Here is a 16,556-nt window from a genome sequence, read left to right on the forward strand (position 1 = left end):
TAACAGCCCTCTCATAAGCCGCGGCTCGGGCCGCCCCGCTATATTTATGGCCAGTGTGCGGCTGGCAAGCGCAGGGCCATAAATATGCCAGCGGTGTTGAGAGGGCGGGGCCCGCCCGGAGGAGCGCCTCCCGGCCGTGAGGGCGAAAGCGGGCAGTACCCAAAGGATTTAGATTTTAACTTAAAACTCCATAAGCTTACATTAAAAACCCATCAAGGAATAACACTCCCGTTCTCCCTAAGTACCTTATGAAAAAACAGTACGTGATAGGGGAGAGAATTTTCCCAGTAGTCCCAGGTATGGCCGCCGGGGCGCTCGATGTAATCATGGGGTGTTTTGTTATACACCAGCCGGCGGTGTAACTCACGGTTGGGCTCAATCAGAAAGTCATCTACCCCACAATCAATAATCAGCCTTACATCATTGGTCTTCATTTTCTCCGCCATGTACACGACCGAATGTGCGGCATACTGGTCAGGCGTGGCTCCCTTAGGCCCCAGGATGCGCTCAAATCCGGGAGCAATCTGCTTGGCAAACTCAGGAGTTATTTTCCAGGTATCAGCGTTCAGATCCAGCGCTCCGCTCATACTACCGGCGGCGCAGTACAATTCCGGGTGCCGCCCCGACAGCAACAGCGCACCGTGGCCACCCATGCTGAGGCCCGTAATAACCCGCCCCTTGCGGTCGCGGATGGTGCGGTAGGTCTTATCAATCTTCTCTACGACTTCTTTGGTGATGTAGGTTTCAAACTGGTTGTCTTTCTGAATCGGGCTGTCCAGGTACCCGCCCAGCCGTTCGCCCTCGGGGGTTATGATAATCAGGTTGTACTGGTCGGCCAGCTTGTGCAGCAACATTTTGTCGGGCGTATTGGATAGCCAGTCGCTGAAACGCCCGCCGCCCCCGTGTAGCAGGTACAGTACCGGGTACGGTTTGGTACTATTAGCGTAGGAATTGGGTAGTACCACCGCGGCCTTGTAGGTCTTGCCCATGGCGGCGCTGGGTATATCCAGCGAGTCTACCTTCGCCCCAAAAGAAAAGGTAGACAAGCCCAGCAGGCTGACGAGAAAGAGGTGTACGAGTTTCATTATTTTATTCAGTAGTGTACGAAAGATTGTAAATCCAGCCCCAGCGACGGCGGCCGCTGCCGGGCGAAAGCTCAGTAGAAATGGGTAGACAGAGTAGATTTTAGCCCCATCGGCGGCCGCCGCGCGGGGCGTCACATGTAAGGCCAGGTGTCGCCCCGATGGGGGCTTAAAACTCTCATAGTCAATAATCTGCTACTAAGGTTATGCCCCTCCGGGGCCGCTTTTATACCAAATATAAATCCTTCGTACACCATTGTTACTTTATTCAGCATGTGATTCCATTACTTAAATAGTACTTGCGCGTACTCATTGAGGTACTGCCGCCAGTTAATCCAGGTGTGGCCACCTTCGGTTTCTTTGTACTGGTACTTGATCTGGTTCTTGTCCAGCAGGGACTTGGTCTTATTGCTGGCATCCATCAGGAAATCATCCTTACCAATCTGCAGCAGGAACAGCTTCTTGTTCTTATTGAAGTTCGGGTCTTTAAGCGCCTTGGCGTATTTATTTTCGGCTACATCAATGGTAGGACCGAAGAAGCCAGAGCTCCACACGCCTACGTAGTTGAACAGGTCGGGATTGGAGAGGGCCAGATCCAGTGTCTGCAGACCACCCATGGATAGTCCGGCAATGGCGCGGTTTTCGCGTCCGGACAATACGCGGTAGGTTTTCTCGACATAGGGCATTACTTCCTTAGTCAGCTCGGCCGTGTACAAGTCGGTCATCTTGTTCATACGGTCGGTCTGAGCGGTACCCGCCGGGAAAGCCGAAGCGGGCATACTGCCGTTGGGCATTACCACAATCATGGGCTTTGCTTTGCCGGAAGCAATCAGATTGTCGAGAATAAAGCTGGCGCGGCCAATGGAGTTCCAGCCCGAGTCGTCGTCGCCACCGCCGTGCAGCAGGTAAAACACGGGGTACTTCGAAGTACCTTTCTCGTAGCCGGGAGGCGTGTACACGTGCATGCGCCGCATCATATCCAGGTTGCCGGACTTGTACCATACCTGCCGTACCTCGCCGTGGGGTACCTCTTTGTTCTCCTGAAAAGCATTTTCGGCACCGGGTACTATCATCACGTTTTCCAGACTATTGATGCCCTGCTTAATGACCGCGTTCTTGGGGTCAACGGTACGTACGCCGTCCACCATCAGGGTGTAGGTGTAGTAGTCGGGCCGGAGCGCTCCGGTTGTTACCGACCACACACCATTATCACTTTTGGTCAGCGGGAGGGGCTTGCCGGGTGAGAAATCACCGGATACGGTTACCTCGCTGGCTTTGGGCGCGTAAATGCTGATAGTCGCTTTTTTATCGCCCGATACCCGGGGCGACTGTAGGGTATCGTTGGGAGTCGGCTGCCGCTGCTGGTTTTGGGCGGTTGCCTTGGGGGTACCTGCCAGTGCCACGGCTGTCAGGCTCATGACCAGGGTTAAGGATAGCTTTTTTGTCAGGTTCATATGGGATAGGTTTGAAAGTGTCGCCCCTCTGGGGCTCTAAATGTTGATTAATTAGTTTTCTACTGAAGTGTAACCCCGCTGGGGTTATGCTCTTTGGACTGATTTGGCTAACTATAAATACTCATAAACTCATACACTACTTCGCACTACTCCGCCACAGGTTAGGCAGGAACTGGTAGTACAGCAGGTGACGCCAGGTACCCCAGTCGTGCGAGCCGTCGCCACCGACGTAATATTGGTGCTTCACGCCGCGTTTTTGCAGCGTCTCGTGCAGGGCCACCGCCCGTTTACCGATGGTTTCTACTTCACCGGTACCCTGGCCCAGAAACAGGTAGTCTACTTTTTTATTGACATCCGGGTCATTCAGAAAAGAAGCACTGGTTTTCTCCGCCTCAAAATCGCCCGCGCTCAGTACTCCAAACGAACTGAACAGGTCCAGATTCTTAAAGCCGACAAACTGTGTATGGCGACCACCCATGGAGAGTCCGGCCAGGGCGCGGCCCCGCCGGTCGGAGCGGGTGCTGTAGTTTTCGTCGACAAAGGGTACTATCTGCTTCCGGAGTTCCTGTTCAAATAAGTCAAACGTAAGCTCGGTGTGCTTTGGGTCGCCGCGGTGGATAACCTGGTTGTTGGGCATGGCGATAATCATGGGTACCGCTTTGCCTTCGGCAATAAGGTTATCCATGATGAAATTGGCCCGGCCGTCGAGGCTCCAGGTAGAGGCCAGCTCGCCGCTGCCACCCAGCAGGTACAGTACCGGGTACTTCTTCTTGGCATCGTAGCCAGGAGGCGTATAGACGTAAATTTCCCGTTCCCCATTCAGTACATCCGAGTGGTAAATGTGGCGGGTAACGGCGCCGTGGGGTACGGGTTTGGCATCGTAGTAAGCGGGACCTTTACCATGTACCACCAGATTACTCCAGCCGGGCTGGTCGGCGAAGCCGGTGAGGGTGTTATTAGGGTCGGGTACCGTCACGCCGTCAATGATGAACTTATACACATAGATATCCGGTTTAACCGGCCCCACTTTTAGCGTCCAGGTACCGTCGTCGCCTTTCTGGAAGGGTACGGGTGCTTTGGCTCCAAGCGCCAGGAGCATAGGGCCACCTGTGAGAGCTACTTCCCGGGCGTCGGGTGCTTTCAGCCGGAACGTTACGGTCTGGTCGTCGTGTACTTCGGGTGAAATAACACTGGCTCCGAAGGGAAGCAGGTTCCGGTCGTTCTTCTGCGGGTTCCAGTCGAGGTTGACGTGCGCCTGCTGTGCCTGTACCAGGCTGCTTCCAGCCAGCAACAACAGAGCGGGGAGTATTTTATGAAATAGATTCATGATGGTAAGAGTTGAACGACCTGATAGCTTTGTGTCAAATTTACAAAAAGATTTATACTGCAAGTGAAGTACCTGCTTATTTAGAAGAATATTTTGATAAAATATAATGTATTAATGCCAGTGAACTTGGCTAGTAAAGGAAAAGATAGTAGTACCAACAACGGCTAAAAACATTGCTTAGTTAAATACCATATATCCGGTATTGACTGGCGCTTAATGTTCCTGCCAGCCGACTTGTAGTTGGTGAAAAAACACCAACTACGGCCTAAATCCACGAAAAAGCCCGCTCCTGAGCAGAGAGCGGGCTTTTTTAGGTACTTTGAAAAACTGCCTTATTGTGACTGGCCGTTGGTGGCTTTTTTCAGCGCCTGGGTGGTGGTGTAGTACTTGGCGAGCATGTTAGGTACTTCCCAGGCGGGTAGTTCACCAGCTTTCAGATACTCCATGTACTTCTGGGCTACCTGCGAGAAGTGCGCTTCGTGGCCTACGTCGTACTTCTGCGGTACTACTACTTCCCAGCCCTGTGGTGTTTTCTTCAGGTCAATGCCAGGGTACTTTTTCTGTACCTCGGCGAAGGCGGTCTGGAGAGTCCGCTGGTAGCTGACGTCGGAGCCGATGGGCTCAATGTACAGAACAGGTTTGAAATTTTGCTCCTGACCCTGACGGATAATCAGGTTGGCTTTGGAGCCGCGCATGATCGAGTAGTGGGTGTCGCCGGTACCTTCGGGCGCCTCAAAATCCCATTTGACCAGTACCTTCGCGTGGACCCCTTGGAGGGTATAGTTCATTTCGCCGTTGGAGAATACCTGTAGGGTACTATCTTTTGTGCCCTTGCGCAGGTAGTCGGGGTACTCGTTGAGCTTGGTTACCCGCTTAAACTGGCTGGGGGTAATGGTGGTAGGCCAGCGCCGCGACGAAATTATCTGAATATCCTTCTGGTAGTCCAGCGCCGTTTCGGGGAAGCTGGCCCACTGCACCAGGTCTACCAGGTGGGTCGTTACGTCGACCATGCCTTCACCCTGCTGGGTAATGTCAAAGAACCAGGCCGGACGCACAATAGGGTCGCCGGAGATGTACTTGAAAATGTGGTGCACACTTTCCTTCACTACGGCAGGCTCCTCCGCGGTACCTTTCTGTAACTGCCCAAACACGGCCGGTATGTTGGCCAGCTCCCGCTGCAGCGCGTTGCTGATTTCGTACCGCTCGGTCATGATGTCGTAAAGTAGTACATCATTTTTCTCCGCGCTGGCAAACGCTTCTTTCAGCAACTCAAAGCCTTCGGCGTTGATGGCCATAGGCTTGTCAGCCAGTACGTGCAGGCCTGCGTCCACGGCCCGCTTGATGTAGCTGGTTTTTTTCTGGTTATTACCGGCCAGTACTACGATGTTCCCCGGCTTTTGCTCAAGCATCTTTTCCATGAAGTCCGTCCCGGTGTAGGTCTTCTCTTCCCAGGTCGTGGGTTCTTCTGTTCGGGCGTTGTACTTCTCAATCTTGTCCAGGTAGGAGGCTACGTCGGGGCCTTCGGGAGCGTATACATTCACCACGGGGCTTATGCCTTCGTACATGTACTTTTGTACCAGCGCGGCGTGGAAGTGGCCGGGGTCTACGACCATCAGGCCAAGCGGCTGATTGCTTTCATCCGTTGCTTTCATAGTCTGGCATCCTTGCGCAGCTACCAGGGCGGTAGCGAGGAGGGAGGGAAGTAGGGCTTTGATTTTCATGAAAAGTAGCTTTTAGGAATTAGGTTGTTAGCTGCTAGCAAATGTAAGGTACTACATGCTAAGTAGCTTTACCTGCATGTAGTTCTTAGTTTAAATCTGATTCTAACGAAAAGGCCGCTCCCTTAGTCAGAAGCTTAGCGCTGTCCTGGTCAATAAACAACGTGGCGTTGGGGTGCTTCCGTAGAATAGTTGACGGGTATTTTTCGCTGATGCCCCCACAGAGGGTATGGAAAATAGCGTCGGCTTTGTTGGGGCCGGGTACCATGCAATATACATAATTGGCGGCCATCAGAGCCGGTACCGTGAGCGTCAGGGCGTAGCGGGGTACGTCGTCGAGGCTGGCAAAGCAGCCGTCGTTGACCTGCTGCTGCCGGCACGCCAGGTCCAGGTCTACTACCTTCACCCATTTTGGGTCTTTAAAATCAGCTACGTGCGGGTCGTTGAAGGCGATGTGGCAGTTTTCGCCTACGCCCATACATACAATATCTACCGGGTACTGTTCAAGTAGTTCAGAATATCGGAGGCACTCCGCTTCGGCATCTTCGGCGTTACCGTTGAGGTAATGTACTGTCTGAAAAGGTACTTTATCGAAAAGCCGCGTGCGAAGGAACTGGCCAAAGCTTTGGGGAGCTTCGGCAGGTAGTCCAATGTACTCATCCATATGAAAAGCTACTATGTTGCCCCAGTCAATGCCTTCTTCTTCGGTCAGGGCAGCCAGAAACTCATTCTGGGAGGGAGCGGCGGCAAAAATCATGTTCACGGTTTCCTGCGTTTGCAGCAGTTCCCGTATTTTATCACCTACATTCCGGGCGGCTTCCCGGCCCATTAGCAGCCGGGTTCCGAATTTATTTACTTGTAACGTATCTACTTTGGTACTATCCATCATTTATTTAATTTCAGGTGGGATGCGAAGATTTTGTTTCTATTCAATAATTGGTACATCAGATCGCTGGACCGCCAGCCGCTGGAACGCCAGCCGCTGGACCGCCAGCCCGGTGATAGATGACCTTACCCATGACTATGGTGGTTTTTATATTAATATTTTCGTCAAAAATGACCAGATCTGCGTCTTTGCCCGTTACCAGCGAACCCTTCCGGCGGTCGAGGCCCATGATGCGGGCGGGGGTAGCGGTGGCCATCCGGACGGCGTCCAGCAAGGGTACTTCGGCTTGCTGAACCATGGTACGTACCAGGCGGTCGGCGGTGGCGACGCTGCCGGCAAAGGCGGTGCGGTCGGGCAGTTTGGCTACGCCATCTTCTACGATCACTTTTAAACCGTTTTTCAGTGAACCCAGGGTACTTTCGCCGGGAGGCATACCGGCAGCACGCATAGCATCGGTAATGAGAGCGATACGCTCGGCACCTTTGATTTTGTAAACAAGTTTTAGTAGGGGAGGGGGCAGGTGTACGCCATCGGCGATAATTTCCACATCCATTTCATCAATCAGAAAAGCGGCTTCCACCGCTCCCGCGTACCGGAATGCATTCCGGCGTGTCACGCCCAGCATACCCGAATACAGGTGCGTTGCCAGGTTGTAGCCCTGCTCAAAGGCTTCCAATACCTCCTCATAGATGGCATCGGTGTGGGCCAGAGCCGCCAGTATTCCTTTTGAACGCAGGTACCTGCCAAATTCGATGGCACCCGGCCGCTCGGGGGCGGCGCTCCACCGGAGGATGGACGAGGAGTGGGCCAGTACCTCGCGGTACTCGGCCGGGTCCGGGTCGCGGATGTAGCGCGGGTCCTGTGCCCCGCGTTGATTCATGGCGAAGTAAGGGCCTTCCAGGTGCATACCCAGCAGCTGGGCTCCGGCGGTGTTGTTGCGGGTAGCCTGCTCAAAAAGGTCCAGCGTACGCAGCAGGTCTCTCTTTTCGCTGGTGAGGGTGGTAGGTACCATAGCGGTAGTACCGTATTGGGCGTGCAGTTCAGCTATTTTCAGGAAAGCCTCTTCACTGCCATCCATAAAATCATATCCGCCGCCGCCGTGGATATGAATATCAATAAAGCCCGGCGCTACGTACCGGCCCGCAGCGTCTATCTCAGTGGCGTCCGGTACGTCAATATTTCTTTCGCTTATTTCCGCGATGGTACTTCCGGTAACTACCAGAGTACCGCCCCGTATAAGGCGGTAGGGCGTAAGGATAGTACCGTTCGTTATTTTTAGTGGCTTCATCCAACGGTTATTTTTACTCCATCTGAGCAGTCACTACATCCGAAAGCAGACTGGCCGAATCCTGGTCGAGAAAGAGGGAGCAGCTGGGGTGGGTGCGTAAAATACCGGCTGGGTACAGGTTGCTCACCGGCTGCTCGAGGCAGTCTTTAACCGCCGGGGCCTTTCGCGCATCGGGTACCGAGCAAATAATGTGTTGTGACTTCATGATTTGCCGTATAGACATACTGATCGCCTGCGCAGGTACCTCCGCCAGCGAAGCAAACCACCCTTCGCCCAACTGCTGCTTCCGGCAGGGTTCATCCAGATCCACTACGATATACGGCTGCTCGGTGTCGAAGTCGGCGGGGGGGTCGTTAAAGGCCAGGTGGCCGTTTTCGCCGATACCCACCAGCGCCACATCAATGGGATGCTGCTCAATCAAAGCGCCCAGACGAGCACATTCTTCTTCGGCGTCGGCTTCGCCATTAATGAGGTGGGCGGCTTGTAGCGGAGGTGCCTGGTCCAGAAAGCGTTCCCTGAGGTACTTACGGAAGCTAGCCGGGTGCGTAACGGGCAGCCCCAGGTACTCATCCAGGTGAAACATCACTACTTTACTCCAGTCAATAGCCCGGTTTGCTATGAGTTGCTGCAGCGTTTCGAACTGGCTGGTGCCGGTAGCCAGAATGATATGGGCAACGCCTTTTTCGGCGATAGTACGCTCAATTAGCCCGGCCGCCAGCGTACCGGCTGCTTCACCCAGTCTCTGTGAGGTATCAGCTATCTGAATTTTCATAGAAAGTTTTTAATTTGTACTGACACCGACGTTACCCGTTGACCACTGCCGGAACTGGTGCCCGATAAATGCATAAAATACCAGGTAAAGATAGCAGGGAAGAAGTACCCAGTAGGCGGTACGGACATCGTAGAGGTCGGCCAGGTAGCCGTAAAAAAGCGGCATGATGGCGTTACCGCACAGGCCCATAATCAGGATGGAAGCACCCAGCTTGGTGAATCGCCCCAGCCCGTCCAGCGCCAGCGGCCAGATGCCCGCCCACACCAGCGAATTGGCGAGCCCGAGCAGTACCACGAACCAGATGGAAATATCGGCTTCGTGTCCCAGAAAGCTGACCCGCCCGCTGGCAAAAATAATAAGCAGGGTAAATACCGCCCCCAGCAAAGTACAGATGCGCAGCGCCGTGACCTGGCTAAGTACCTTTGGTATGGCCGAAATACCTAACAGGTACCCACAGATAGTCACAGCCAGGGTATACGAGGGAAATACCTTGGCCTCCAGCAAGCTGATACCCATGGAGTTGGCGTAGGGAATAATAGTGTCAATAGCGATAACCTGAGTACCTACGTGCAGGAAGATGGCCAGCGCGCCCAGGATGAGGTGGGGGAACTGAAAAATGCTCTTTTTGGTGGCGTTGGCGGTAGCCAGTTCGGGGCTTTCCTGTTCGGTATTAATTTCGGGCAGGGGTGAGTAGCGCACAAATAACCCTAATCCCACCAGCACCGTACCGACCGTAGCGTAGGGTACTATGACCCGCCGAATCAGCTCATCCAGCGCCGCGTTGCGTGCGGCCTCACTCATTTCTGCCAGCTGCGCAAACAGCGCCGTATCGGTAGGGCGAAGGATGGCGGCCGCAAACAGGATAGGAGCCAGAATACCCGCCCCTTTGTTGCAGATACCCATGATACTGATGCGCTGCGCGGCCCGTTCCTGGGGACCCAGAATGGTGATGTACGGGTTAGCCGCCGTTTGCAGAATAGCCAGCCCCACCCCAATGGTAAATAGCCCCAGCAGAAATATTTCGTAGGTACGGACCATGGCCGCCGGCACAAAGATGAAAGCTCCCAGCGCCATTACCCAGAAGCCCACCATCATTCCTTTCTTGAAACCTACCGCTTTCAGCAGGTAGGACGCCGGAACCGACATGACGAAGTACGATATATAGAACGCAAACGCCACCAGGTACGACTGAAAGCTGGTGAGCTCGCAGGCGATCTTGAAATAGGGAATCAGGATAGCATTGACCCAGGACACAAAGCCGAATATAAAGAACATCAGCCCTATGATAAAAATAGAGACGATGGTATCGCGCTTGCTGAGTGAGCTTACGTCTACCGTAACGGGTGGCTGTCGGACGGTGGCAGTTTTAGGGCTTATCATGGTTTTTGACTTAAACAGTAGGTTCCCATCCACGCTGATACTCCCTCTTCCATAACTTCATAGCCGCCGGGTTATTTTTGATATGTCCGTTGGTAGGGTCGGTGTGGAGGGTACTTTGTGAGCGCAGGGCTATGTTGCCCAGCTGACAAAGCAGCGTACTCTGGTGGCCGCCCACGATGTCGGAGGTTTGGGGGGTACCTTTGCGGATGCCGTCAAAGAAGTTCTGAATATGAATAGCGTCCAGCTTCTGCGAGGGATTCATACGGTCGCGGGCATCGATGGCTATGTCATTCTTGACGTCCTTCACCAGCTTATTGTTCAGGTCGTATACCTTGTAGGAGTTTCCGCCTTCTATATATACGGAGCCGGTGTCGCCGTAGAAAATCACGCCTACGCTGCCGTCTTCAATGTGCTTGCCGTTACAGCTCCGGCCTTCCCAGGTCATGCTGGTGTTGTTGGCAAATTCCATCGTAATGACCTGCGTGTCGGGTGTTTGCCAGTCGTCCTGGTAACGGTAGCGGCCCCCGGCGGAGGTAACGAGGGTTGGGTACTCCACGCCCAGGCCCCAGCGCATGAGGTCCACCATGTGGGTACCGTTGTTCAGGGCTTCGCCGGTGCCCCAGTGCCAGAACCAGTGCCAGTTGTAATGTAGTATGTTGTCCCGGTAGGCCTGGCGCGGCGCCGGTCCCTGCCACAAGTCATAGTCCAGCCAGGAGGGTACGGCTACTTCTTTGCCAATACCAATAGAGGGGCGGTTGTTGGTATACCAGCCCTTGGCAAAGTATGGTCGGCCTATAATGCCGTTCTGTACCTCGGAGATGGCTTCCGCCACTTTGGGCCAGGAGCGGCGCTGGTTCCCCATCTGAATTACGTTTTTATACTTCTTCGCGGCCGCTACCAGTAGCTCACCCTCGTTGGGGTTGTGGCTGCAGGGCTTTTCGAGGTACACGTGCTTACCGGCTTTGGAGGCCAGAATAGCCGCCGGAGCGTGCCAGTGATCGGGCGCTGCTACGACCAAAGCGTCCAGATTTTTATCTTCCAGCGTTTTGCGAAAATCGGTTTGGGCCTTAGGTCTGGAATTCTGTATTTTTTCTACCGCACCGATACACTTGTCAGCCGCCCGCGAATCTACATCAGATATATAAAGTACTTCGCAGTTAGGCTGCAGGGCGTAGTTGCTGGCGAGGGCAAAGCCGCGGCTGTTTACACCCATCACCGCAACTTTGACGCGCTCATTGGCACCGAGTATGCTGGCGTAGCTCTTGGCGCTAAAACCGGGCAGAGCGCCACCTACGGATAGGGCCGCGGCTCCCGTTACAGTTTTCTTGATAAACTCCCGGCGCGATTCGTTAACACTTTTCATATAGGCAGGTTTTAGGAAATTAGCTATTTGGTTAAAATAAACCCGAAAGGGTAATTATAAAGGTTTAGGAATAGGTACTTGTCAGGATTTCCGGGCTTTGGTCATGACGCTTTCCAGCGTGACCGTAGCGCCGTTGCGGCGTTTGCTTTCGTCGGCCGCTTCCATAAAGGCGAATATCTCAATGGTTTCTTCGGGTGTAACCGGCACGGCCCCCGTTTCAAAGTACTTCACTATGTCCAGCAGCAGGGGCTGATAGCCATTGTACGGGCCCAGTACTACGTTTCCCTTCTGGGTAAATACGGTACCGCCGTAGTCGTGCTTGCCCGTGCGCGTACCCCGGAAGGTACCCACGCGGCCATCCTGCCAGGTACCTACCACAATATCGGTGGTATCGTTATGGATGCGGTTTACCTGTTTGCAGCCGGTACCCATCACGGTAAATAAAGTCTCCACGCCATGAACACCGTACCAGAACAGGTCGGGGTGGGTTTTTTCCAAAACGGCCGGGCTGAACGTATCCGCCCCCAGTACTTCGCTCTTGTTCACGCCCTCTATACCCTTAATGTACCTCAGCGAAGAAGCCGAGAATATAGGTACCTGGTATTTTTTGGCGGCTTCGTAAATGGCCACGGCGTCGGTGAGGGAAGCCGCAACGGGCTTATCAATGAACATCCGTTTACCGGCTTTCAGCACGGGCAGGGCTTGCTCCAGGTGCAGGCGACCGTCGTTGGTTTCCAGCAAGACTACATCCACCTTTCCCAGTAGTTCCTGAATAGAACCGACTATTTCCACGCCCAGCTTCTTCACCTCTTCGGTATAGCCGGGTATCCGCTTCACGCTCGATTCTATATCCTTACTCCCCTGCGGATAGGCGGCGGTAACCTTGTACCCCATCAGTTCCGGCGCGGCATCGGCGGCGTTGAGCAGCTTGGTAAAGGCGGTGCTGTGGGAGGTGTCTAGGCCAATAATACCTATCCGTTTGCCCGCGAGGGTACCAGAGGCAGACAGGCGGCCTGACAGGCTTAGCCCCAAACCAGTCAGGGCGGTAGCTTGCAGGAATTTTCTTCGGTTAAGGTTAGAGGCCATGCCAAATAATGGTGTTTAGGAATAGTAGTAGTAATGAAAAGACGCGGCTTACGGGTACGTACCCGTAAATTCCGAAAAATTTTTGCTTATTGAAAGCCTACCGGTGATTTAAACAACGAAAACCCGCTGATTTGCCCAAAAATAGTAGTACAGAGTAATTGACTATGTTGTGCTTATCTAATTGCGATAGAAAGCGTAATTACTTCTGGTAATGATGTCAATGGGCATGAAGTACTCCTTCTCTACTCCCGCCGAAAGTACCAGAGTCTGGTACAGCGCCATCACGCCGCGGTACCCCTGCTCTTCGGGTTTATGACAAATCAGAAAATCAATGGTACCTTTCTTTAGGTACCTGATGTTCTCCGGCAGGTAGTCGTAGCCAATCAGGAATTTGTCGGCCATACCTTTGCCTTCCAGAAAGCGGGCCACCGAGGCCACCCGCGAGTTGGTCACGAACCAGGCCGCCACGTCCGGGTGCTGGTGCAGGGCACGGGTCAGTTCGTCCTGTACCGAAGGGTAGGCGGTTTGCCGGATGTCAATCCGGACAATGGGATTGGCCCGGTTGGTTTCTTTAAAAAAGCTTCGGAATCCTTCTTCAATCTGAGGGTAGTTGAAGTTATCTACTTCCCGCGAAATATTTACCACCAGTACTTTGTCGGTACTATTTGGCAAGCCGTAGGTGAGGAGCTGGGCGCTCAGGTACCCGCTCTGGAACAGGTGGGGGCCAATGTAACACAGGTTGTCCTGTTTAGGAATAGTGGAGTCAATAAACACGTAGGGCAGGGCCCGCTGTTTACATTCCTGAATAAAGGCTGATGACTCCTCAACAAAAGAAGGAGAAAGTAAAACGCCATGTACTTCCTGCTCAAGAATAGCGCGGGCCTGCTGCCGGAAAGACTCTTTATCGTTCAGGTCAAAAAAGTAGGGGCGTACCACCACACCATACTGCTTTATTTCGGCTTCGGCCCGGCGGATACCCCGCAACGGAGCCTCCCAGAAATTAGTTTCGTCGGAAACAGCGGGTAGTAATATGGCTACATGAATCGTCTTTCGGGAAGCCAGACGGCTGGCCAGTATGTTGGGCTGGTAGTCCAGTTCCTGAATGAGTTCGTTGATCTTGCGCCGGGTTTTGACCGAAACGCCGGTGCGGTTGTGAATAACCCGGTCTACGGTGGCAATGGAAACGTTGGCCCGGCGGGCAATTTCTTTGACGCCGATCATCTCTTTGTCTTTTTTCATAAAGTAGGTTGGCGTGGGCTGCGCCTGCGTATGGAATAGTAAAAGGTAAAATGGTACACTTTCTATTATATACGGACAAAGTTTACCACTAAGTTGACGGGTTTGAGGCAATTGGCCCCGACAAAAGTTATTAAGGAAAATAAAAAAAAGACTCCCGACAGCGCCGGGAGTCTTTTTGAATTACTTTCTCACATTAGTATTTTATTACCTTTTTAACATTATTAGCGTGGACGCCCGCCCCCATTGCCTGCGGCTGGGGCCGCTGGTTGTTGACCTTCGCCGTCGCCACCGCCGGCACCTTTCACGTCATCGTTATTAACGGACTTCCGGTTGCGACGGGTGGGAGCGTCAAAACTCATTTTACCAAGCTTATACTGGAAAGTAACCCGTACTCCCCGATTGTACAGCAGGTTGGTGCTGGACTGGCTAAAAGTAGGCGAAACAAATTCGTTTCTGGTTTTGAAGGCGTCGGCCAGGAAGTTTTCCGTAGCCAGACCCAGGCTGCCTTTCTTATTGGCGAAGTCTTTCTTGAAGCCCAGGCTATAGAAAGCGAAGCCGGTCTGAGATCCCTGCAGCTGCACATCGCGCCCCCGGATAAAGCTCATTCCCTGTATACCCCAGCCTTTGTTCAGCGTGACGTTAGTGAAGAAGCGACCCGAAAGTACCAGGCCTTCGTTTTTGGCGAATAGTGCGGGGTCAGGACTGTTATTGGTCAAAAACACGTAGTAGCCATCTAATCCGCCACCTATCTGCCATTTAGAGAACAAAGTCACGTTTCCGAAAATATTGGCACCGTAGGTTTGCTTCTGGCCAATGTTGCCGTAGGTAGTGGTAATTACCCCACGCTCGTCGGTAGTCCGGATACTCTCGATGGAGTTGTTGGTCGTGCGGGCAAATATGGTGGTATTAATAAACACCGACTTCTTGAACCAGCTGGTACCGGCTTCTAGCTGGTCGGTCAGCTCGGGTGCCAGGTTAGGGTTACCCACCGTGATGTTCTGGGGGTTGGCCGCGTTAATGTTAGGGTTTAGGACTTGAATACCAGGGCGCTGCAAACGGCGGTTGTAGCCCAGCTTAATGGTTTTGCCACCTTTCAGCGTCTTTGATACGTTGACACTGGGTACCAGGTTACCGTAGGCTGGAATATTCAGATCGGCTTCTCCCTGGTCGGCGTTGATGGTGGTATACTCGTAGCGGCTGCCTATCTTAAATGAGTACTTGTTTTTGGTAGTGTAGGTATAGGAGAAGTAAGAGGCGGCTACGTTCTGGTCGTAGTTCAGCTCGTTGGCCGGGCGGGGTACATTCAGAGAGCTGTAATAGGAAAAGTCGCTCAGTACCTGGCGCATTATAGCCTTTCCTCCGAATTCAAACATCTGGTTTTTCTTGATTGGGGTCTGGTAGTCGACCTGTACGGTACTTTCCTGGTTGTAGCTGCTGTTGCGGTTACCTTCCTGCCCAATGATTTCTCTCAGCGTATTATTGTCCGAGAAAAGGTCGGCGTCGAAGTTATTGGTCCGGTTGTTCCGGCTAAACTGCGTCAGAATGCTTACTTCCTGCTGTGGTTTTTTAAGAGTTTTGATATAGTCAATGTTTACATCCACCGTACCCGACAGGTCTTTTACGTCCACGTCGCGGTAGGAGGTAGACGTACCTGGTGTAAGGGCCACCGTACGAAGGGTCGTAATACCCTGGGTTGAAAGCTGATTGCGGGTACCGTAGCGGATACTGGCCGTCAGGGAGGAGTTCTTGTTGATGTCATAGTCCCAGCTCAGGTTGTAGGAGCCAAACAAGTCGCTGTTGCGGGAGTCGGTAAACTGGCGTGTCGAAAAAGGAGTGGTAGCGCCCCGGCTCTGCTGCAGGCTTTCGGAGTAGCCTTTCTGGTTGTAGTTGGCACGTCCGAAGCCGCTGAGGTTAAAGCCCATTTTGCCGGCGCGGTAGCTACCCCGCAGACCCAGCATGGAACCCCGGTTACCGGCTCCGCCGTTTATGTCCAGCGTAGCGCCCTGCAGGGTGTTTTTCTTGGTAATAATATTGATAATACCGGCAGTACCTTCGGCGTCGTATCGGGCCGAGGGAGAGGTAATTACTTCCACCGATTTAATCATATCGGCGGGTATTTGCCTGAGGGCATCGCCCACGCTGCTGGCAATAATAGTAGAAGGCTTATTGTTTATCAGTACCCGCACGTTGGAACTACCCCGGAGCGATACGTTGCCATCCAGGTCAACCGTAAGCATAGGTACCTTGCGCATGACGTCGGTGGCATCACCGCCCTTGCTGGTCAGGTCTTTTTCGGCGTTAAAAACCAGGCGATCAACTTTTTCTTCAATGAGGGCGGCTTGTCCTACTACCTCTACTTCTTTCAGCTGTACAATGTCGGGCGTAAGTACTACATTGCCCAGTTCCACATCGGTACGGCGGTCAATGGTGATATTCTTTATCTCTTTGCCTTTGTACCCTATAAATGAAATAAGTAGCTTGTAATCGCCGGGAGCTATTTTAGTAATGACAAATTTTCCTTTATCATCCGTAGTAGTACCGTCAACAGGCTTATTACTTTTAACTTCAATCAACGAAATAGCCGCAAATTCAACAGGTTGGCTGGAAACGGAGTCCACGAGTACACCGCTAATTTTGCCGTTGCCGCGGGGCGTTGTATCATCGGCCGTGCCGGGAATAGCGGTAGATTGTTGCTGGGGGCGTCCGCCGGGAAAGGAAGGTGCTTCCTGCGCATAAGCCGAAAAGGCCAGGCCGGTAGAAAGTAGCAGGGAGTAGCAAAGCTTATTCATGGCTTTAAACAGGTAATAGTAATAGTTATGTATTTGTGAGAATTAGTTAAGCAAAACAACAAGCCGGAGCCGTATTAAAAAAATACAATAGACGGCTCGTAGGGGAATATAGACAAACGGCCGTTTTTAACCGATGATTTCGGGATAGTGGTAATATGCCCTACTTTCAGTC

At 52.9% G+C, this 16,556-nt stretch carries 12 protein-coding genes; all 12 read right to left on the minus strand.

From position 1 onward, the window contains the following. Nucleotides 1-212: 212 nt before the first annotated feature. The 12 genes from VGN67_RS01540 to VGN67_RS01595 all read right to left on the minus strand — a co-directional run bounded on the left by VGN67_RS01540 (nt 213) and on the right by VGN67_RS01595 (nt 16,384). On the minus strand, nt 213-1,085 hold the full coding sequence (locus VGN67_RS01540; protein WP_327484995.1) for an alpha/beta hydrolase family protein: 873 nt from the start codon (nt 1,083-1,085) through the stop codon (nt 213-215). A 281-nt stretch (nt 1,086-1,366) separates the two neighbouring features. Further along, nucleotides 1,367-2,536 carry an esterase gene (locus tag VGN67_RS01545; protein ID WP_327484996.1) on the minus strand — a complete coding sequence of 390 codons (1,170 nt, stop codon included), beginning with the start codon at nt 2,534-2,536 and terminating at the stop codon, nt 1,367-1,369. A gap of 136 nt (nt 2,537-2,672) precedes the next feature. Next, nucleotides 2,673-3,863, minus strand: coding sequence for an alpha/beta hydrolase-fold protein (locus VGN67_RS01550; RefSeq protein WP_327484997.1), 1,191 nt, complete (start codon nt 3,861-3,863; stop codon nt 2,673-2,675). A gap of 332 nt (nt 3,864-4,195) precedes the next feature. Continuing rightward, nucleotides 4,196-5,584, minus strand: coding sequence for a putative oxidoreductase C-terminal domain-containing protein (locus tag VGN67_RS01555; protein WP_327484998.1), 1,389 nt, complete (start codon nt 5,582-5,584; stop codon nt 4,196-4,198). An 85-nt stretch (nt 5,585-5,669) separates the two neighbouring features. After that, nucleotides 5,670-6,470: a glucosamine-6-phosphate deaminase gene (locus VGN67_RS01560; RefSeq protein WP_327484999.1), complete on the minus strand. Its 801-nt coding sequence runs from the start codon at nt 6,468-6,470 to the stop codon at nt 5,670-5,672. Between the two features lie 55 nt (nt 6,471-6,525). Beyond that, nucleotides 6,526-7,755, minus strand: coding sequence for an N-acetylglucosamine-6-phosphate deacetylase (gene nagA, locus VGN67_RS01565; protein WP_327485000.1), 1,230 nt, complete (start codon nt 7,753-7,755; stop codon nt 6,526-6,528). Between the two features lie 13 nt (nt 7,756-7,768). Then, on the minus strand, nt 7,769-8,527 hold the full coding sequence (locus tag VGN67_RS01570) for a glucosamine-6-phosphate deaminase (protein WP_327485001.1): 759 nt from the start codon (nt 8,525-8,527) through the stop codon (nt 7,769-7,771). A gap of 9 nt (nt 8,528-8,536) precedes the next feature. After that, on the minus strand, nt 8,537-9,907 hold the full coding sequence (locus VGN67_RS01575; RefSeq protein WP_327485002.1) for a sugar MFS transporter: 1,371 nt from the start codon (nt 9,905-9,907) through the stop codon (nt 8,537-8,539). 10 nt (nt 9,908-9,917) lie between these two features. Further along, nucleotides 9,918-11,270, minus strand: coding sequence for a Gfo/Idh/MocA family oxidoreductase (locus VGN67_RS01580; RefSeq protein ID WP_327485003.1), 1,353 nt, complete (start codon nt 11,268-11,270; stop codon nt 9,918-9,920). A gap of 81 nt (nt 11,271-11,351) precedes the next feature. Further along, nucleotides 11,352-12,356 (minus strand): Gfo/Idh/MocA family protein, encoded by a 1,005-nt coding sequence (locus VGN67_RS01585; protein ID WP_327485004.1) that lies wholly within the window; start codon nt 12,354-12,356, stop codon nt 11,352-11,354. 177 nt (nt 12,357-12,533) lie between these two features. Continuing rightward, on the minus strand, nt 12,534-13,595 hold the full coding sequence (locus VGN67_RS01590; protein WP_327485005.1) for a substrate-binding domain-containing protein: 1,062 nt from the start codon (nt 13,593-13,595) through the stop codon (nt 12,534-12,536). Nucleotides 13,596-13,816: 221 nt separating this feature from the next. Continuing rightward, nucleotides 13,817-16,384, minus strand: a complete 2,568-nt coding sequence (locus VGN67_RS01595; protein ID WP_327485006.1) for a TonB-dependent receptor domain-containing protein — start codon at nt 16,382-16,384, stop codon at nt 13,817-13,819. Nucleotides 16,385-16,556: the final 172 nt, after the last annotated feature.

Source organism: Telluribacter sp., assembly GCF_035998675.1.
In the GTDB taxonomy this organism is placed as follows: Bacteria; Bacteroidota; Bacteroidia; order Cytophagales; family Spirosomataceae; genus Telluribacter.